The 21291-nt window shown below is 38.3% G+C and carries 15 protein-coding genes; 13 read left to right on the forward strand and 2 right to left on the reverse strand.

Annotated elements, in window-relative coordinates; genetic code table 11:
- The 3 genes from K7I92_RS06690 to K7I92_RS06700 form a co-directional block, all read left to right on the forward strand.
- On the forward strand, positions 1-2197 hold a 2197-nt coding region (locus tag K7I92_RS06690), incomplete at its 5' end, for a Cna B-type domain-containing protein (RefSeq protein ID WP_220282529.1).
- A gap of 363 nt (positions 2198-2560) precedes the next feature.
- Positions 2561-3820 (forward strand): ATP-binding protein, encoded by a 1260-nt coding sequence (locus tag K7I92_RS06695; RefSeq protein ID WP_255594381.1) that lies wholly within the window; start codon positions 2561-2563, stop codon positions 3818-3820.
- A 539-nt stretch (positions 3821-4359) separates the two neighbouring features.
- Complete coding sequence (locus K7I92_RS06700) at positions 4360-6843, forward strand: Cna B-type domain-containing protein (protein WP_220282530.1); 2484 nt, start codon at positions 4360-4362, stop codon at positions 6841-6843.
- A 227-nt stretch (positions 6844-7070) separates the two neighbouring features.
- On the opposite strand, the gene K7I92_RS06705 is transcribed toward K7I92_RS06700, so the two are convergent.
- Both K7I92_RS06705 and K7I92_RS06710 read right to left on the reverse strand, forming a co-directional pair.
- Entirely contained in the window at positions 7071-7232 is a 162-nt protein-coding gene (locus K7I92_RS06705; protein ID WP_203244948.1) for a hypothetical protein, read from the reverse strand.
- A 147-nt stretch (positions 7233-7379) separates the two neighbouring features.
- Entirely contained in the window at positions 7380-9638 is a 2259-nt protein-coding gene (locus tag K7I92_RS06710; protein WP_220282531.1) for a glycogen/starch/alpha-glucan phosphorylase, read from the reverse strand.
- A gap of 363 nt (positions 9639-10001) precedes the next feature.
- On the opposite strand from K7I92_RS06710, the gene K7I92_RS06715 reads away from it, so the two are divergent.
- From K7I92_RS06715 to tuf, 10 genes are all read left to right on the forward strand, one after another.
- On the forward strand, positions 10002-11324 hold the full coding sequence (locus K7I92_RS06715; protein WP_220282532.1) for an ABC transporter substrate-binding protein: 1323 nt from the start codon (positions 10002-10004) through the stop codon (positions 11322-11324).
- Positions 11325-11397: 73 nt separating this feature from the next.
- Entirely contained in the window at positions 11398-12240 is an 843-nt protein-coding gene (locus tag K7I92_RS06720) for a carbohydrate ABC transporter permease (protein WP_220282533.1), read from the forward strand.
- A 1-nt stretch (position 12241) separates the two neighbouring features.
- Positions 12242-13078 (forward strand): carbohydrate ABC transporter permease, encoded by an 837-nt coding sequence (locus K7I92_RS06725; protein WP_220282534.1) that lies wholly within the window; start codon positions 12242-12244, stop codon positions 13076-13078.
- Between the two features lie 9 nt (positions 13079-13087).
- Entirely contained in the window at positions 13088-14098 is a 1011-nt protein-coding gene (locus K7I92_RS06730) for a LacI family DNA-binding transcriptional regulator (protein ID WP_220282535.1), read from the forward strand.
- A gap of 18 nt (positions 14099-14116) precedes the next feature.
- Entirely contained in the window at positions 14117-15610 is a 1494-nt protein-coding gene (gene malQ, locus K7I92_RS06735) for a 4-alpha-glucanotransferase (RefSeq protein WP_220282536.1), read from the forward strand.
- A gap of 14 nt (positions 15611-15624) precedes the next feature.
- Complete coding sequence (locus tag K7I92_RS06740; RefSeq protein WP_220282537.1) at positions 15625-16791, forward strand: ABC transporter ATP-binding protein; 1167 nt, start codon at positions 15625-15627, stop codon at positions 16789-16791.
- Positions 16792-17006: 215 nt separating this feature from the next.
- Positions 17007-17426 carry a 30S ribosomal protein S12 gene (gene rpsL / locus K7I92_RS06745; RefSeq protein ID WP_203244940.1) on the forward strand — a complete coding sequence of 140 codons (420 nt, stop codon included), beginning with the start codon at positions 17007-17009 and terminating at the stop codon, positions 17424-17426.
- Positions 17427-17446: 20 nt separating this feature from the next.
- Complete coding sequence (gene rpsG / locus K7I92_RS06750; protein WP_203244939.1) at positions 17447-17917, forward strand: 30S ribosomal protein S7; 471 nt, start codon at positions 17447-17449, stop codon at positions 17915-17917.
- 17 nt (positions 17918-17934) lie between these two features.
- On the forward strand, positions 17935-20004 hold the full coding sequence (gene fusA, locus K7I92_RS06755) for an elongation factor G (RefSeq protein ID WP_220282538.1): 2070 nt from the start codon (positions 17935-17937) through the stop codon (positions 20002-20004).
- A gap of 85 nt (positions 20005-20089) precedes the next feature.
- The gene (gene tuf / locus K7I92_RS06760) at positions 20090-21283 is read left to right on the forward strand and encodes an elongation factor Tu (protein WP_203244937.1); all 1194 of its coding nucleotides are present in this window, start codon (positions 20090-20092) and stop codon (positions 21281-21283) included.
- Positions 21284-21291: the final 8 nt, after the last annotated feature.

Genomic DNA, 21291 nt, shown 5'->3' on the forward strand with positions numbered 1-21291 from the left:
TACCAAGAAATGGGTCGGTAAAGAAGGAACTTCAGCAACCGTTCATCTTTTAGCAGACGGTCAGAAAGTAGCCGGTGTTACTCTGAATAAGGCTAACCATTGGCAACATACCTTCACCAACCTTGAAAAATACAAGAATGGAAATGAAATCAAGTACACGGTAGAAGAAGAAAAGATGCCACTTTATGACAGCAACCTACAAGGAAACGCGAAAGATGGCTTTATCTTAACCAATACCCATGTACCACCAAAGAAAGAAGTCTTCACAGGTGGCACAACGACCAACATCGATGGTAAGAAGGTCAACCCCGGACAAGAATTGACTTACTCCATTACCTACAAGAATACCAAGGGTAAGGAAGTCGACGCTGTTATCAGCGATAAAGTTCCAGCCCATACGGAGTTCGTATCAGCAGATAATGGTGGTCAGTATGAAAACGGAATGGTTAAGTGGACAAAGAAGCTAGCTCATGGAGAAAGCTGGACAGTTAGCTTTAAGGTAAAGGTAGTAGATGATGTAAATGGCGAAGAGTTAAGAAACAAAGCCAAGGTAAACGATGGTGAAAATGAGTATGACACCAATGAAACTCATAACCCTACACCAACTGAACCTAAGAAAGAAGTGTTCACAGGTGGAACGACGACTAACATTGACGGTAAGACAGTTCAACCCGGACAGGAATTAACCTACGCTATTAGCTACAAGAACACCACAGGTAAAGATGTCAAAGCAACCATCACTGATACCATCCCGGCTCATACAAGCTTCGTATCTGCGGAAAATGGTGGACAATACGCAAATGGTAAGGTGACATGGACAGCTGATGTAGAAAAAGGAAAGAGCGTTACGGTTAAGTTTACGGTCAAGGTAGACAAAGACGTTAACGGAGCCCCTGTCGATAACAAAGCCAAGGTAAACGATGGTGAAAATGAGTATGAGACTAATGAAGTAGTAAACCATACACCAACTGAACCTAAGAAAGAAGTATTCACAGGTGGAACAACGACTAACATTGACGGTAAGAAAGTTAATCCATCAGATGAGCTTACTTACGCTATTACTTACAAGAACACCACAGGTAAAGATGTCAAAGCAACCATCACTGATACCATCCCTGCTCATACAAGCTTCGTATCTGCGGAAAATGGTGGACAATACGCAAATGGTAAGGTCACATGGACAGCTGATGTCGCTAAAGACAAGAGCGTTACCGTTAAGTTCACCGTTAAAGTGGACAAGGACGTGAATGGAGCACCTTTAACCAACAAAGCCAAGGTCAATGACGGAACAAATGATTATGACACCAATGAAACTCATAACCCTACACCAACTGACCCTAAAAAAGAAGTCTTTACAGGAGGAACAACGACCAACATTGACGGTAAGGCAGTCCAACCTGGACAGGAATTGACTTACGCTATTACTTACAAGAACACGACAGGAGAAGAACGTGATGTAACCATTACGGATAAGCTTCCAAAGCATACTGAATTCGTATCTGCTGATAACGACGGTAAGTATGAAAACGGAATGGTTAAGTGGACAAAGAAGCTAGCCAATGGTGAAAGCTGGACTGTCAGCTTTAAGGTAAAGGTAGTAGATGATGTAAATGGTGAAGAGTTAAGAAACAAAGCCAAGGTCAATGATGGAACAAACGAGTATGAGACTAATGAAGTAGTAAACCATACACCAACCCCACCAAAGAAAGAAGTATTCACAGGTGGAACGACGACTAACATTGACGGTAAGGCAGTTCAACCTGGACAGGAACTAACCTACGCCGTTACCTACAAGAACACAACAGGAGAAGAACGTGATGTAACCATCACCGATAAGCTACCAAAGCATACCATTTTCGTATCAGCAGATAACAACGGTAAGTATGAAAACGGAATGGTTAAGTGGACAAAGAAGCTAGCTCATGGTGAAAGCTGGACTGTTAAGTTCACAGTCAAGGTGAATAAGAATGTGAATGGAGCAACGCTTACTAATACAGCAAAAGTCAACGATGGAGTAAATGATTACGATACCAATACGGTGAAGAATCCAACGCCAAAGACTCCTCATAATCCTGAACCAAAGAATCCACATTCACCAAGAACAGGAGATAGCAGTAATATTGCCCTATTGTTCATGATGTTACTGGCTTCGAGTGCAGGACTAGGTGTGACTTACATGAGAAGAAAAAGAGTGTAAGCAGTAGGCATAATAAAAAGTTCATTAAAAGAAGTAGATAAAGGCAACAGGAGACAACAGCCCAATTCCTGTTGCCTTTTCTCTTTTCTTTCGTTAAAGAAAGGGGAAATGGATATAGCAGGAAGGAGATTGTGGCTTATTTAGATATATCAGCCATGTTGTATAGAATAGATAGAAACGCAGATAGGCACTTCTCTTGGATTTATCGGAGGTATCTATTTTGTTTTATAGAAAAGAGTATAAAATAAAAATTAAGGGGAAAATGACCTATAAATATCATTGAAAATGTTGATTCTTTAGTTCTGATAATGTACAATAATGAAAATTAAAGGGAAAAAGACCTTTAATATTAAATGGAGGTACATGACTTTGAAAATTTCAAGAAATAAGTATTTAGAAGATTTGATTGGTAGAATGCATAATGGCTTGATTAAGGTAATCACCGGATTAAGACGAAGTGGAAAATCATATTTGTTATTTGATATATTTAAAAATTATCTATTAGAACATAATACTGATGAAAAACACATCATTGAGATGTCGCTTGACCAAAGAAAAAATAAGCAATACAGAAATCCTGATATCATTCTTGAATATATAGAGAGTGCTATCGTTGATGATAAACAATATTATATTTTTTTAGACGAAGTTCAAATGCTTGAGGATTTTGAGGAAGTATTAAATTCTTTATTGCCTATTAAAAATTTAGATATTTATGTTACGGGTAGTAATTCCAAATTTTTATCAAAGGACATTATTACGCAGTTTCGTGGGAGAGGAGATGAAATCCACGTATTTCCTTTGACATTTAAAGAATTTATGCAAATTTATGATGGTGACGAATACCATGGATTTTCAGAGTATGTTACGTATGGTGGATTGCCACTGGTTGCTACAATGAAAACTGATGAACAAAAAATAAAGTATCTCAAAAACTTGTTTGAAGAAACATATCTGAAAGATATCAAGGAACGCTATAAGATTGAAAAACTTCAAGAAATGGAAGATTTAATTAAGGTTTTGGCATCAGCGGTAGGTTCTCTATCAAATCCATCGAGAATTGCTGATACTTTCAAAAGCTCACTAAAATCAGACATCAGTATGAATACCATAAAAAATTATATTGTATATTTGGAAGAGAGTTTTTTGATTCATGAGGCAAACAGGTATGATGTTAAAGGAAGAAAATACATTGGTACTCCTTTAAAATACTACTTTGAAGATGTGGGATTAAGAAATGCAAAATTAGAATTTAGACAGATGGAAGAAACCCATTTGATGGAAAATATAATATATAACGAACTCAGAGCAAGGGGGTTCCAAGTGGATGTAGGCATGGTTGAAAAGAAAGAAAAAAATAAAAAAGGATTTTATGAAAAAAAGCGTCTTGAAGTAGATTTCATAGCAAATAAGGGAAGTAATAAATACTACATTCAATCAGCATATAGTTTACTGACACCGGAAAAGGTACAACAGGAGAAAAAATCACTACTTAATATCAACGATTCTTTCAAAAAAATAATAATTGTGAAAGATGTTATAAAGCCACAAAGGGATGATAATGGGATTGCCGGTATAAGTTTATTCGATTTTCTTTTGGAGGAAAATAGTCTCGAGCTATAGTTTGAATTGCTCCTTCTGCATATATTTTTGCCGGCTTGGATTTTAATGATGATGGTTCATCATGGACATAGAAAAATAAAGAAATCAGTATAAGGCAGGGAAAAAATGGGAATCAACCATACCTTGATAACAAAATGATTAAAAGAAAAAGGGTATATAAGAGAAAAATAAAAAGAAACTGTCATATACAGGGTTTATAAGTAAGAATCAATGTGTAAAGTTATCCAACTGTCAAAAAGATTTAGCTGTAGATGTCAAGAATACTAGACCTTAATTTACAGGTAAAAACCTATAAATAAAGAACGACTGCACATCTATAGAAAGTCTTTAAATCCGTAGTAAATCACACAAAAAACCTTTCTTAATTACATATACCACAAAATGGTACGTAAAGTCTAACATTCTTGCCATTTAAAGTCTACCTTTCGTTCCAAACCGAGCGGTCACAAGATTTAGGAGGGGATAGATATGGTTTTTATACGAGCAGATTCCGAGCTGAATATGTGTTAGAAGAATTTAAATCTTAGAGAAAAAGGAGGATGACAAAGTTGAAAACAAGATTAAGAAGTAAATTTATGGTTGTGGCTATGATGTTCGCATTGTTGTTTCAAGTATTTATGCCAGCCGGTAATGTTTTTGCGGAAGGAACGCAGAAAGAGGTTGATGTAGAGATTACCGATTTTGAAATACAAAACACGAAAAAAGAAAAAGTAAATGAAATATTTCATAGCGATACATTTTATTTAATGATGAAGTGGGATGCATCTAAGCATGGAGCAAATCTTCATAAAGGGGATTATTTCAATGTAAAACTTCCGAATACCATGAAATTCCCATCGGATGTTACAGCGAGGAATTTCGATATAAAAAACGATGATGGCGTTGTAATAGCAAAGGCTCAGGTAAATCCGGGTCCAAATGATGAGGGAGGTACGGTGAGAGTAACCTTTACGGAAAATGTGGAAAATAAATACAATGTAAAGGGAACCATGTATCTGGCCGCACAATTTGCACAATCAAAGGTTAAAATGAATGAAAAAAACGTTTTTGAAATATCCGTTGGAGTTAAGACAAAGAGTACGGATACAAAGATAAACGGAAGAAAGAAGATAACAGATGAACATTTAAGCAAGTGGGGAGGAAAGGTTATCGGGAATTCAAATTTGGCTGAATGGAATGCCAGAATAAACCATAAAAAAGCAAATTTGAAAAATGCGATTATAGAGGATTCGCTTGTGGGAACGGGAGAAACCTTTGTAGAAGGTAGTTTCGTTCTCAGAAAGGTTCAATTTGGTGAATATGGAGATTACGATAAAAATAGTGCTCAAATTGTAGATATAAGTTCTAAATTGAAACTTTCTGCAGATAAGAAAACATTTCGCTTGGAACTTGGAGATACCGGTGATCAGTATAGTTTAACATATAGATCGACGTATACACCGGGTACTATCCTAAAAAATAAGCTGAAGCTTACCAGCGAGCAAAAGAACTGGGTAGTAACTGCTTCTCATATACTCGCTGAAAGCGGAGGTCATGGAGATGGAGATTTAGCCGGCAAGATAAAACTCATAAAGGTGGATGCGGAAAATAATGCAAAGGGCTTGGCAAATGCCGTATTTGAAGTTAAAAAGCCCGATGGAACAAGCTTTGAATTGAAAACAGGGGCTGATGGAACTGTGGTTTCCGGTGTATTGGAACAGGGAATTTACAAGGTAAAGGAAAAGACACCGCCACGGGGATATGAGCTTGGAAATGAGGAGTTTGAAATGAAAGTCACTCCTGCGGGAGGGGCTATCAAAACAATTACAAATAAGCCTATAAAAATTGATGTATCCGTTAAAAAAGTGTGGGTGGATAAAAAGGAGAATTCAGCGAGAGTTTCTCTATTTGCCGATGGTGTAAAAATTCAAACGGTAGAGCTCAATGAATCTAACAACTGGAAGCATACATTTACAAATCTCAGAAAGTTCAAAGACGGAAAAGTGATAAAGTATGAGGTTAGAGAAGAGCAGATGCCGAATTATAAATCCGAAATAAGCGGTGATGTGGAAAATGGCTTCACAATCAAAAACACAAATACAGAAAAAATATTAATTCCCGTTAAAAAGATATGGGTAGGTAAAAAAGAGAATTCAGCAAGAGTTTCTCTATTTGCCGATGGTGTAAAAATTCAAACGGTAGAGCTCAATGAATCTAACAACTGGCTGCACGTATTTACAAATCTCAAAAAGTACAAGGATGGAAAAGTGATAAAGTATGAGGTTAGAGAAGAGCAGATGCCGAATTACAAATCCGAAATAACCGGGAATGCGACAACCGGCTTTGTGATAAAGAATACAAATATAGAAAAAATATCAGTTCCTGTTAAAAAGATATGGGTAGGTAAAAAAGAAAACTCGGCAAGAGTTTCTCTATTTGCTGACAATGAAAAGATTCAAACGGTGGAGCTCAATGAAGCGAACGACTGGAAGCATACATTTACAAATCTTAAAAAGTACAAAGACGGAAAAGCGATAAAGTATGAGGTTAGAGAAGAACAAATGCCAAATTACAAATCCGAAATAAGCGGAGATGTGGAAAATGGCTTTGTCATTAAAAATACAAATACAGAAGAAATATCGATTCCGATTAAAAAGGTATGGGTAGGTAAAAAACTGAATGAAATAACAGTTAACCTATTAAAAGACGGTGTTAGAATTGACAGTGTAAAGCTAAATGATGGAAATGGCTGGAAACACAGGTTTGAAAATCTTGAGAAGTATGATAAAAATGATGGACATGAAATAAAATACGATATTGAGGAAGAAAAGGTAAGTGGCTATACAACAGCTATCACAGGAGACGCAAAGAATGGATTTGAGATTACAAATACCAAAGATACGCCACCTACGCCGCCAACACCACCAAATAAAACCGTACCAAAAACAGAAGATAGAACCAATCTGTTCCTATACGCTTGGTTGATGTTTGTTTCAGGAAGTTTACTTGTTCTGTTGGGTATTAGAAAAAGACAACAGCAATAAAGACTTTGAAGTGAAGCCCAAAAGATAGACCAAGAATCGGTGATTTGGAATTTCGTAGGATTGATTAGAAAAACCTTTGAAATTTTGTAGGAAAACCCTTTGAAAAAACGTAGGGTTTTACCTAAAGTTAAGGAAATGATGGAGTGATTTATCATTTCCTTTTTATGTGATTACTTGATTTCTTAACCTTGTTAGTTAGTTTATCCGGTGAGTAGGATGTATACCCGTTATCTAAACTTAGTATCATAAGGGCATCTACCTCCGTGGTTTACTAAGCGTACATAGAAGGTGTGTACATCTTTATTATTCTTTTTAGATATTACCTCTTTACAGTATTCTACTTCATCATCTTTAAGAGCGATGATAGAACTGATTGAATCGTTAATCATAAATAAAAAACCTCCTTTCAGAATAAGATTCAATCTCATTCTAAAAAGGAGTTTTTAGTTTTATACAACTAGACCCTACAAAATTTCAAATTGCCAAAGGAAGTGTTCTGATGAAACACTTCCTTTTTCTTGTTATAAGGCAAAATACTATTTCAAATGCCAAATATCGTGATTGTATTCTGCAATGGTTCGATCGCTGGAGAAGAAACCGGCTTTAGCAATGTTTATGAGGGATTTTTTTAGCCATTCCATGCGATTTTCATAGCAAGCTAATAAGTCTGTCTTAACAGTGAAGTAGGATTCTACATCTAAAAGAGTCATGAACCAATCGTGGTGAATTAAGTTATTCTTTAGGGAGGATAACATTTCCTCATCCCCTAAATCCAATAGTTCTTTAGAGGTGATAAAGTTTACGCACTGACGAATCATTTCGTTGTTTTGATAGTAGTCGATAGCGTGATAAGCACTTGTTTCATATAGCTGAATCACCTCATCGGAAGATTTCCCAAAGGTATAAATATGATTACCTCCAACTAATTCCCCAATTTCCACATTGGCACCATCGTTGGTACCTAAGGTAATGGCACCATTTAACATAAATTTCATGTTTCCAGTACCGGAAGCTTCCTTGGAAGCAAGTGAAATTTGTTCGGAAATATCACAAGCAGGAACCACGATTTCGGATTTAGCAATGTTATAATTCGTTAACACCACCACTTTTAGATGTGGACAAACCTCAGAATCGTGACGAATCAAATCTTGTAGACAAAGGAGTAAGTGAATAATGTTCTTTGCCATATCGTAGGCAGGGGCGGCTTTGGCACCAAAAATAACTGTAATTGGTCTGGATGGAATATGACCGGCTTTAATTTGCAAGTATTGGTGAATAACCCATAAAGCATTGAGCTGTTGACGCTTGTATTCGTGTAATCGCTTCACTTGTACATCGAAAATAGAGCTTGGATCTACATCAATTCCTTCGTTTTCTTTGACGAATTGAGCTAGGGATACTTTATTGTGGTATTTGATATCCTCTAATTGTTGTAAGACCTTTTCGTCATGAATGAATGGTAGTAATCGTTCAAGCTGTTGAGCATCCTTGTGCCATGTGTCACCAATTAAGTCATCGATGAAACGAACCAATTCAGGGTTACAATGCATAATCCAACGACGGAAGGTAATTCCATTGGTTTTGTTGTTGAATTTATGCGGATAAATGGAGTAAAAAGCCTTTAATTCTTGGTTTTTAAGAATTTCTGTATGTAAAGCGGCAACACCATTGATGGAGGCGCTGTAGTGCATATCGATACGAGCCATGTGAACACGATTGTATTCATCGATAATAGCTAGCTCCGGATTGTTTTGGAAGCGAACTTGGACACTTTGGTGTAGGCGATGGATGATGGGAACCAATTGTGGTACCACTTCTTGTAAGTAATCCAAAGACCATTTCTCTAACGCTTCTGCTAAAATCGTATGATTTGTATAGGCACAACTGTTGCTGACAATAGTCACCGCTTCTTCAAAATCAATTCCTTCTTGAGTGAGTAATCGAATCAATTCAGGGATAATCATAGAAGGATGGGTATCATTGATTTGAACGGAAACGTGTTTGTCCAAGTCCTTTAAATGATGCCCTTTCGATTTCTCTTCTTGAATAATGAGTTGAGCGGCGTTACTGACCATGAAGTATTGCTGGTAGATACGCAATAATTGACCCTCACGATAGCGATCGTCGGGGTATAAAAATAAAGTTAAATTCTTGGAAATATCTGTTTTATCGAATTCAATGCCATCATGAACAATCGATTCGTCAATGGTATCCAGGTCAAATAAGTGCAATTGGTTCTTTTGACCGTGGTAACCAATGATATCGATATCGTACATGGTGGAGGTGTATGTTTTTCCGGCAAGTTCAATCGAAAAGTGAACATTCGTCGGGTTTAAAATAGTGTTGTTTTTTTGCCACTCATCGGGCACTTCAACTTGTTTTCGATTTTTAAATTCTTGGCGGAATAAACCCAAATGATAGTTTAAACCGACACCATCTCCTTGTAGATTTAAGGTGGCGATGGAGTCTAAGAAGCAGGCCGCAAGACGACCTAATCCCCCGTTTCCAAGAGAAGGTTCTTTTTCAATCTGTTCAATCTGCTTAAGATTTTTATTGTATTTAGAAAGTAATTGATTTAATTCATCGTATAAACCAAGATTAATTAAATTTTTACCCAATTGCTTGCCGATTAAGAATTCAGCGCTAATGTAATAAAGCTTTTTGCCATCTTGGATGGTGGATAATTCTTTTTTCTTTTGTTGAACCAAGCCGGCAATGGCTTGAAATAACTCTGTATCAGATGCCTCTTGAATGGATGTGGGTAAGAGGGAATTTAAATGTATTTCCAGTTCCATATTTACTCCTTTGAAAATAAATTGAAAAACAACTACAACATGGAAGTTCTTCCAATGGACAGTACAAAAGCCGAAATAGAGTAGAAAGACAAACGAGTTATCGTCTACGGGATATCTTTACGTGTACTTACTTTTGGCTGTGGAATAGGTATTCCATTGCCTATTTTATCCAGAAATGCTCAAACAAGTAAAGTCCATGTAATAAAATTCACGTAAAAAACCATCAAGAAAACAAGAGAAACGGGTCAAGAAAAAAAATCAAAAAAAGATTTGACTAATGGTAGCGTTTTCATTAAGATATAAGTGTATCGCAATCGTTAACGGGAACGGTTACGAAATGAATCATAAAGCGGGAGGAAAAATATGAAACGCTTATTCAAACTAGGCATGGCATCGTTGATGGCCGCCACAATGTTAGTGGGATGTGGAAAAGCTCCCACAGCAAACAAGAAACCAAAAGGGAAAGTGTATTATTTGAACTTCAAGCCGGAGGCAGATGCACAATGGCAAGAGTTAGCTAAATTGTACACAAAGGAAACGGGTGTTCCTGTGACTGTATTGACAGCGGCTTCCGGTCAATACGAGCCAACTTTAAAAGCAGAAATGGCTAAGACAGATGCGCCAACCTTATTCCAAGTAAATGGTCCTGTCGGATTAGCCGGTTGGAAAGATTATTGCTACGATTTATCGGGTTCGAAGATTGTTGGAGAATTGTCTTCTAATGATTTCACATTGAAAGATGGAAAGGCAATTGCCGGTGTTGCTTATACAGTAGAAACGTATGGTTTGATTTACAACAAGAAATTATTAGCCAAAGCCGGTTATAAGCAAGAAGACATTAAGTCTTTCGCCGACTTGAAGAAAGTGGTTGAAGATATTACAGCACGTAAGAAATCTTTGGGATTCGCCGCTTTCACTTCTTCCGGTATGGAAGGTTCTTCTGACTGGCGTTTTAAGACCCATTTGGCAAACTTACCTATTTACTATGAATACTTAGCAGATGGTATTAGCACAACAGATGCGATTAAGGGAACTTATTTAGCAAATTATAAGAATATTTGGGACTTATACATCAATAATTCGACGGTTGCTCCTACTCAATTATCTGTTAAAAAGGGTGATGACGCTGTGGCTGAATTTGTGAAGGGTGCCGCTGTTTTCTATCAAAATGGTACATGGGCTTATAACGATATCACAGCTGTAGGTGATGACAACTTAGGCATGTTGCCAATTTATATTGGTGCACAAGGCGAAGAAAAACAAGGCTTATGTACAGGTACAGAAAACTACTGGAGCGTGAATAAGAAAGCAAAACAAGAGGATATTCAGGCAACATTGGATTTCATGAATTGGTGTGTGACATCGGAAACCGGAATCAAAGCTTTATGCGGTGCTGAAGGAGCTATGCCTAGCGGTGAAGCCGGTATGGGACTTGTAACACCATTTAAGAAGAACTTGAAGTCTAAGAACCGTTTAGTAACCATTGCAAATGAATATGTTGAAAAAGGATTCACTCCTGTTTCATGGAACTTTACAACCATGCCTTCTGAAACATGGAAGAATGGTGTTGGATCGGCTTTAACAACTTATGCGGCAAAACAGACGGATGCGAACTGGGAAGCAGTGAAGAAAGCTTTCGTAGAAGGTTGGGTTGCTGAAGTAAAAGCTACAAAAGCAAAAAAATAAGTATAAAATGTATCGGTATTTGGCAGCAGGTAAGTTTTAATACTTGTTGCCAATCTATTTTTAGAGGTGAGATATGGGAAAAAACATAAAAAAATATTGGGCTTTATTCCTGATTCCGACAATGGGGGCTTTTGCGATTGGATTTGTGATTCCTTTCTTACTGGGGATATATTTATCCTTTTGTGAGTTTAGAACGGTTACGGATAGTCAATTTGTGGGTTTAGCCAATTATATAAAGGCTCTATCGGACACAGTCTTTCAACACTCTTTTTTCTACACGGCGGCCTTCGCCTTGGTGACGGTCATTGTGATTAATGTGGCGGCTTTTGCATTAGCGGCGGCATTAACAAAGAAGCTAAGAGGAACAAATATATTCCGTACCATATTCTTTATGCCTAACTTAATTGGCGGAATTGTTCTTGGTTATATTTGGCAATTGATTTTCTCGGGTATTTTATCGCAATGGAATACCGCTTTGAATTTAGATGCCGGAGTTGGTTTTGTGGGATTGGTTATCTTGGTTTGTTGGCAACAAATTGGATACATGATGATTATTTATATTGCCGGCTTACAGTCCATTCCTCAAGAAGTTATGGAAGCTGTTGAAATCGATGGTGCGAGTGCTTGGAATAAATTAACCCAGGTAACATTGCCGATGATGATGCCTTCTATCACGATTTGTACCTTCTTATCGGTCACTAACGGATTTAAGCTTTTCGATCAAAACTTGGCTTTAACAGCCGGGGAACCGGCTAAGATGTCAGAAATGATGGCATTGAATATTTATAATACCTTCTATGGTCGTGTTGGTTGGGAAGGCGTTGGTCAAGCAAAGGCGGTTATCTTCTTCATTATTGTTGTGGGCATCGGTTTAATACAATTGCGTTCCACTAGGGAAAGAGAGGTTCAACAGTAAGATGGTTAAGGAAAAGAAAAATCATGTTGGATTAAGTGCTATTTTATCGGTTTTATCTATTAGTTGGATTTTACCTATCGTAGTTGTCTTAATCAATTCATTTAAAAACAAAATTTGGATTAGTGATGAACCTTTTAAACTTCCTAATGCGGAAACGTTTACGGGCTTGTCCAACTACATCATGGCAATGAAAAAATATGGTTTCTTAGAAGCTGTTGGTTGGACGGTGTTTATCACAGTAATTAGTGTTGTGTTGATTTTAATTTGTACATCTATGTGTGCATGGTATGTGACCCGTGTGAAGAATAAAATCACAAAATTGATTTATCTATTATGTGTGTTCTCAATGGTGGTTCCTTTCCAAATGGTTATGTTTACTTTGAGTTTGGTAGCTAACCGTCTTGGCTTAGTGACGCCTTGGGGAATTGTGATTATTTATTTAGGCTTTGGGGCCGGATTGGCGGTCTTCATGTTTTGTGGATTTGTTAAGTCAATTCCAATTGAAATTGAAGAGGCGGCTATGATTGATGGTTGTTCCCCGGTACAAACTTTCTTCTTGGTTGTTCTTCCAATTATGAAGCCGACTTATATTTCGGTTGGCATTTTGGAAACCATGTGGATTTGGAATGATTTCTTATTGCCATATTTAGTGTTAGATGTGAAGAAATATAAGACAATCTCAATTGTCATTCAATACATGAAGGGCAGCTATGGTCGTGTGGATATGGGAGCTATCATGGCGTCCTTGATTATGGCGGTTGTACCTGTGATTATATTTTATTTGAGTTGCCAAAAGTATATTATAAAAGGCGTTGCGGCAGGGGCAGTGAAAGGATAACAATAAACCATGAGCAAGGCATTAACAATCAAGGATATTGCAAAATTATCGGGGTTTAGTACGGGGACGGTCTCTCGTGTATTAAATAATCGTCCGGATGTGAGAAAAGAAACCAAAGAAAAGATTGAAAAGATTATTCGAGATAATCATTATCAGCCGAATGTTAATGCGAAACAGTTAAAGAAAACTGTCAGTTCCAATATCGTCATTATTGTCAAAGGATATGGGAATATGTTGTTTGCGGATTTGTTGGAACAAGTACAAGGAAATCTTTCAAAAAAAAGAGAAGAAGCTTCAGTGATATTCATTGATGAAAATCAAGATGAAGTCTTGACGGCATATCAGATGTTGATTGAAAAAAAGCCGAAGGGATTTATTTTCTTGGGTGGAAATTTAGATAATTTCAAAGGAAACTTTAAAAAAATCTCGGTTCCGTGTGTCCTATTGACTTGCGATGCTAGTGGATTGCCCTTTGATCATTTGTCCAGCTTTACGACCAATGATGCTGGTGGGGCGGCTAGTGCAATTCAATATTTATTAGAGAATCATCATCAAAAAATCGGTATTGTCGGAGGGACAGAGAATTCTCAAATTACACAATTGCGTGTGAGTAGTTGTATGGAAGTTTTACAAAATCATCATGTGAGCTTTCATACAGATTATTATGAGGATAGTCGCTTTTCGATGGAAGGTGGTTATGCCGGAACGGTAGCCTTGCTAAAAAGACATCCCGATATTTCGGCTATCTTTGCGGTTTCCGATACCATTGCCGTAGGAGCGATGGCGGCGATTCGAGATAGTGGCAAAAAGGTTCCGGAAGATATTTCGATTATTGGATTTGATGGAATCGGATTGGGACACTTTATCTATCCAAGACTTTCAACCATTCACCAAGATACGCAAGAATTGGCGAAGCGAGGGGTGGATGATTTGTTGTTAAGAATCGCTTATCACGGGCATGGAGTTCATGAAGAAATACCTTATCAATTGATAAAAGGTGCAAGTATCAAAAAGTTATAAATAAATAGGAGATGGAATATGAAACGAAGTGCAGGAGTGTTGTTGCCGATTGCTTCTTTACCATCAGAATATGGTATTGGGACAATGGGGGAACAAGCCCGTAAATTCATTAAGTTTTTAAAAAAAGCAAAGCAGACTTATTGGCAAATTTTACCAATTGGTCCAACAGGCTATGGAGATTCTCCTTATCAATCGTTTTCTACCTTTGCGGGTAATCCCTATTTCATTGATTTAGACGATTTAAGAAAAGATGGATTATTAAAGAAGGAAGAATATACTTCCATCCATTGGGGGAAAAATAAACATAAAATTGATTACGGAGCTATTTATAAGAATCGTTTTCAAGTCTTAAGAAAAGCCTGTAATCGCATCACGCAAAAGAAGTGGGATGAATTCAATCAATTTGTGGTGGATGAGTCCTACTGGTTAGAGGATTATGCCTTATACATGGCGACGAAGGAATCTTTAGGTGGTATTGCTTTACAAGAATGGCCAAAGAGTATTCGGATACGAGAAGAGGAAGCTTTGCAATCCTTACGCATGGAATTGAAGGATGAAGTATTGTTTTGGAAAAAGATTCAATATTTATTTTATAAACAATGGCATCAACTGAAAGCGTATGCTAAGGAGCATGGCATCGATATGATTGGGGATTTGCCAATCTATGTATCGGAAGATAGTGCTGATGTCTGGTGCAACCCTAAGTTGTTTCAGCTAAATAAAGAGTATGTGCCAACTGAGGTGGCAGGTTGTCCGCCGGATGGTTTTTCTGCAGATGGACAAGTGTGGGGCAATCCTTTATTCGATTGGGAATATCTGAAAAAGAATAAGTATGACTGGTGGGTTCTAAGAGTGAAACATCAATTACGCTTTTATGATGTTTTACGCATTGATCATTTCCGAGGTTTTTCTTCTTATTATGCCATTCCATTTGGCGATACAACAGCGGTGAACGGTCGTTGGTGTAAAGGCCCCGGTTATGATTTATTTAAAACCATCAAAGAGAAATTAGGGGATGTTAGTATCATTGCGGAAGACCTTGGTTTCTTAAGTGATGATGTTCGAGAATTATTAAGTCAAACAGGATATCCGGGAATGAAGGTATTGCAGTTTGCATTTGATTCCAGAGGGACGGATTCGGTGTATTTGCCGCACACCTATACGCATAATTGTGTGGTTTATGCGGGTACTCATGACAACGATACCATCCAAGGTTGGATTAAAACAGCGAATAAACAAGACGTTCAGCGAGCAAAAGATTATTTCCATTTAACAAAGGAAGAAGGCTTTCATTGGGGTATAATTCGTGCACAATACGCTAGTGTAGCAAATTTAGCAATCACACAGTTCCAAGATTTATTGGGCCTAGATAATAAGGCTCGTATGAATGTGCCATCTACTCTTGGTAATAATTGGGTGTATAGATGTCATAAAGAAGATTTTAGATTAGATTTAGCAATTAAATTGGGTAAATTGTCTGAGATTTATAGACGCTATTACCCCGAACAGTGAAAGGAAATAAATATATGTCAACAGTTACATTGAAAAATATTGTTAAGATTTATCCGAATCAAGATAAGAAGAAAACTCACAATCTTAAAGTTACAGAAGAAGGCGTGTTAGCTGTTCAGGATTTTAACTTAGAGATTGCTGATAAAGAATTTATTGTTTTAGTTGGTCCGTCGGGCTGTGGTAAATCCACAACATTGCGTATGATTGCAGGTTTGGAAGAAATTTCAAAGGGACAATTGGAAATTGATGGTAAGGTTGTGAATGATTTGGCTCCTAAGGAAAGAGATATTGCGATGGTGTTCCAAAACTATGCGTTATATCCTCATATGACGGTTCGTCAAAATATTGGTTTTCCATTAAAGATGCAAGGCGTTGCTAAAGAGGAAATTAATCGTCGTGTAGAGGAAGCGGCGGAAATTTTAGGGATTAGTGAATATTTAAATCGTAAGCCGAAGGCATTATCGGGTGGTCAGCGTCAGCGTGTGGCGATTGGTCGTGCCATTGTGCGTGAGCCAAAGGCTTTATTGATGGATGAGCCTTTATCGAACTTAGATGCGAAATTGCGTAATCAAATGCGTGCGGAATTGATTAAATTAAGACAAAGAATCAACACCACTTTCGTTTATGTTACCCACGACCAAACAGAAGCGATGACCTTAGGTGATCGTATTGTTATCATGAAAGATGGCGTTATCCAACAAATCGGTACGCCTCAAGAAGTGTATGAATCACCTGCAAATTTATTTGTGGCCGGATTTATTGGGGTGCCTCAAATGAACTATTTTGATGGTCATTTGAAAGTGAATGATCAAGGACAATATAGTGTTGTGGTTGGAAATAAAGAAATTGTGTTATCCGAACAAAAACAAGCCAACTTAGCAGCGAATAAAGTAACTGAAAAGGAAGTGATTGTTGGGGTAAGACCGGAGAATATTCAATTAGTGAAGGATGAATCAGCTTTACAAGCGACCATTGAGGTTAGTGAAATGATGGGCAGCTCTATCAATTTACACGCTAATTTTGAAGGGAATGAAATGATTGTGATTATTCCAACGATGAATGCGAGTGAGGCTCGTGATTTAAAGATTGGTCATATGGTGCATTTCGGCTTTAGTAATCAAGTGATTCATTTGTTTGATAAAGAAACAAAAGTGAATTTGGAAACGGCGGTTATTCAGTAATGGTAGAAAGGTCTTGAATAAAGACCTTTCTATATGCTTATCCATTCGTTGGCCTGGATGAAAAAATACCAGTAAATTTAATTAATTTTGATTGACATCATAAAAGAAAATGGAGTATCATTTATGAGCTTATGAATGAACCTTGCCATGCGAGGTTATTATTTATTAAGAGCGTGGCACACTAGGTACTGTGTGCATGAGAAAGGAGCTAAACAATGCCAACAATCAATCAATTGGTTCGTAAGGGTCGTCAAGACAATATTTATAAGTCTAAGTCACCGGCGTTAAATCGTGGTGTGAATACTCTTAAGAACAAAATGACGAAGCTAAGTAGTCCACAAAAGAGAGGGGTTTGTACTCGTGTCGGTACTATGACACCTAAGAAGCCTAACTCTGCATTGCGTAAGTATGCCCGTGTTCGTTTATCGAACGGTATGGAAGTTACAGCTTACATTCCGGGAATTGGTCATAACCTGCAAGAACACTCGGTTGTCATGATTCGTGGTGGTCGTGTGAAGGACTTACCCGGTGTTCGTTATCACATTATCCGTGGAACATTAGACTGTGCCGGGGTTACAGACCGTAAGCAAGGTCGTTCTTTATACGGAGCGAAGAAGCCAAAGGCCGCTAAGTAATAGAGAGGAGAAAGTAGAATATGCCAAGAAAAGGTTATGTAGCAAAGCGTGATGTACTACCGGATCCAATCTATAACTCAAAGTTAGTTACGAAATTGATTAACAAGATTATGATCGATGGTAAGCGCGGTACAGCGCAAACGATTTTATACGATTCATTCGCATTAATCGAAAAGAAGACAGGTGAAAATCCAATGGAAGTCTTCGAAAAAGCATTAGCTAATGTAATGCCTCAACTTGAATTGAAGGTTCGCCGTGTTGGCGGTGCTAACTACCAAGTTCCTGTTGAAGTTTCGGCTGAACGTAAATTGACATTAGGGTTGCGTTGGCTTGTCAGTTTCGCCCGTTTACGTCATGAAAACACAATGGAACAAAGATTAGCGAATGAAATTATGGATGCGGCTAATGGAATTGGTGCTTCCGTGAAGAAGAAAGATGATACTCACAGAATGGCAGAAGCTAATAAGGCATTTGCGCATTTCCGTTGGTAATTTAGAAAGGATTTAGGATGGCAAGAGAAATATCACTAGATAAGATGCGTAATATCGGTATCATGGCGCACATTGATGCCGGTAAGACAACAACGACAGAACGTATCTTGTACTATACGGGTAAAATTCATAAGATTGGTGAAACTCATGATGGTGCTTCCCAAATGGACTGGATGGCTCAAGAACAAGAACGTGGGATTACAATTACTTCTGCGGCAACGACTTGTCAATGGCATGATACACGTATCAATATCATCGATACACCGGGTCACGTCGACTTTACAGCTGAGGTTGAACGCTCCCTTCGTGTCTTAGATGGTGCGGTAACAGTCTTAGATTCCAAAGCCGGTGTTGAACCTCAAACCGAAACGGTTTGGCGTCAAGCAACGGAATACCATGTGCCTCGTATTGTTTTCTCAAATAAGATGGACGCAACTGGAGCAGACTTCATGATGTCTGTTCACAGTATTGGTGACCGTTTAGGTGCCAAAGCGGTTGCAATCCAAATGCCTATTGGGGCTGAACAAGATTTCCGTGGTATCATCGATTTAGTTGAAATGAAGCAACGTGATTATGAGGGTGAAACGAATAAGTTCACCGATCATGAAGTGGATGCTCAATTCAAGGATGAGGCTGAAACAATGCGTGCGGAAATGTTGGAAGCAATTGCGGATTATGATGATGAATTAATGATGAAGGTTTTAGAAGGTGAAGAACCGACGGTTGCTGAAATCAAGCGAGCAATTCGTGCCGGTGTTTTGACTTCTGAATTCTTCCCTGTTATGTGCGGGTCAGCTTATAAGAATAAAGGTGTTCAATTATTATTGGATGCGGTTGTAGACTATTTGCCTTCTCCAACAGATATTCCGGCAATTAAGGGTACTTTAGAAGATGGTAGTGCAAGTGAACGTCATCCTTCTGATGATGAACCATTCTCAGCATTAGCGTTTAAGGTAGCGACTGATCCGTTCGTAGGTCGTTTAACTTATTTCCGCGTTTATTCCGGTCGTGCTACTTCCGGTAGTTATGTTTTAAACTCAACGAAGGATAAGAGAGAACGTTTTGGACGTTTGATTCGTATGCATGCTAACCAAAGAACAGATATTGATGAAGTATTCGCAGGTGATATTGCCGGTGCAGTGGGTTTAAAGAACACAACCACCGGTGATACATTATGTGCTGAAAATTCACCAATTGTTTTGGAATCGATGATTTTCCAAGAACCTGTTATTCAGATGTCGGTTGAACCTAAGACTAAGAATGACTCACAAAAGATGGATGAAGCCTTGGCGAAGTTGGCGGAAGAAGATCCAACTTTCAAGACTTATACGGATGAAGAAACAGGACAAACGATTATTGCGGGTGTCGGTGAATTGCAATTGGATGTCATCATGGACCGTATGAAGCGTGAATTTAAGGTAGATGCAACAGCAGGTGCTCCACAAGTGGCTTACCGTGAAACAATCCGTTCAGAAGCGGAAGTACAAGGTAAGTTTGTTCGTCAGTCCGGCGGTCATGGTCAATACGGTGATGTTTGGATTCGCTTTAGTCCAAACCCGGGCAAGGGTTTTGAATTTGAAGATGCTACGGTTGGTGGATCGGTTCCTAAGGAATTCATCAAGCCAACTCAACAAGGTTTGGAAGATTCTTTGAATTCCGGTTTAATTGCCGGTTATCCAATTGTGGATATTAAGGCTGTCTTATTTGATGGTTCTTACCACGATGTCGACTCTTCGGAACAAGCGTATAAGATTGCGGCTTCCTTAGCGTTAAGAGAGGCGGCTAAGAAGTGTAATCCTGTTATTCTTGAACCTATTATGGCAGTGGATATTACAGCTCCAAGTGATTACTTGGGTGCGGTAATGGGTGACGTTACAAAACGTCGTGGTCAAATTCGTGAACAAGAAGAAACCGGTAACGCTATTAAGGTAAAGGCATTTATTCCTTTATCAGAAATGTTTGGTTACATTACAGACTTGCGTTCATTCACTCAAGGACGTGGAATTTATACCATGGTTATGGATCACTATGAAGAAGTTCCAAAGAGCATTGCGGAAGAAATTATCAAGAAGAACACAACAAAATAAGATTTGAAAAATATTGCATTGTCCAGTCACTTACTATAAAATTAAGCTAGACGGAAAAGTATAAAATACTAGGAGGAAAAATATTATGGCAAAGGAACATTTTGACCGATCGCTGGAACATGTTAACGTTGGTACTATTGGTCACGTTGACCACGGTAAAACAACTTTAACAGCGGCAATCACAAAGTATCTATCGGAACATCCGGAAGATGGTAAGGCTAATTTTGAAGCTTACGATAAGATTGACGGAGCTCCGGAAGAAAAGGCTCGTGGTATCACGATTAACTCTGCTCACGTTGAATATCAAACAAAGACTCGTCACTACGCTCATGTTGACTGTCCGGGTCATGCTGACTATGTTAAGAACATGATTACCGGGGCCGCCCAAATGGATGGTGCTATCTTAGTAGTAGCTGCTACAGATGGACCAATGCCTCAGACTCGTGAACATATCTTATTAGGTCGCCAAGTTGGTATTCCTAAGATTGTTGTTTTCTTAAACAAGTGCGACATGGTTGATGATGATGAATTAATTGATTTAGTTGAAATGGAAGTTCGTGAACTTCTTTCTGAATATGGCTACGATGGAGATAACGCTCCTGTTATCCGTGGTTCTGCTTTCCAAGCTTTACAAGACGATCCTAAGTGGACACCGGCTATCAAGGAATTATTAGATGCGGTTGACACTTACATCCCGGCTCCTGAACATGAATTTGATAAGCCTTTCTTAATGGCTGTTGAAGATGTATTCACAATCACAGGACGTGGTACTGTTGCAACAGGACGTGTTGAACGTGGTAAATTGAACTTAAACGATGAAGTTGAAATCGTTGGTATTCGTGACACTCGCAAGACTGTTGTTACGGGTATTGAAATGTTCCGTAAGATGTTGGATTTCGCTCAAGCCGGTGATAACATTGGTGCATTATTGCGTGGTATCAACCGTGATGAAATTGAACGTGGACAAGTATTAGCTAAACCCGGTTCAGTTACACCTCATACAGAATTCAAGGCTCAAGTGTACGTATTAACAAAGGAAGAAGGCGGACGTCATACTCCTTTCGTTTCTAACTACCGTCCTCAATTCTACTTCCGTACAACGGACGTTACAGGTGTTATTACATTACCTGAAGGAACGGATTTATGTATGCCTGGTGATAACGTTATGATGAACGTTACTTTATTAGCTCCTATCGCTATTGAACAAGGTACACGTTTCTCTATCCGTGAAGGTGGACGTACTGTAGGTTCCGGTTCTATTACCGAAATCGTTAAGTAATTTAAAAC

It is taken from the genome of Bulleidia sp. zg-1013, from assembly GCF_019798045.1.
GTDB lineage: Bacteria > Bacillota_I > Bacilli_A > Erysipelotrichales > Erysipelotrichaceae > Bulleidia.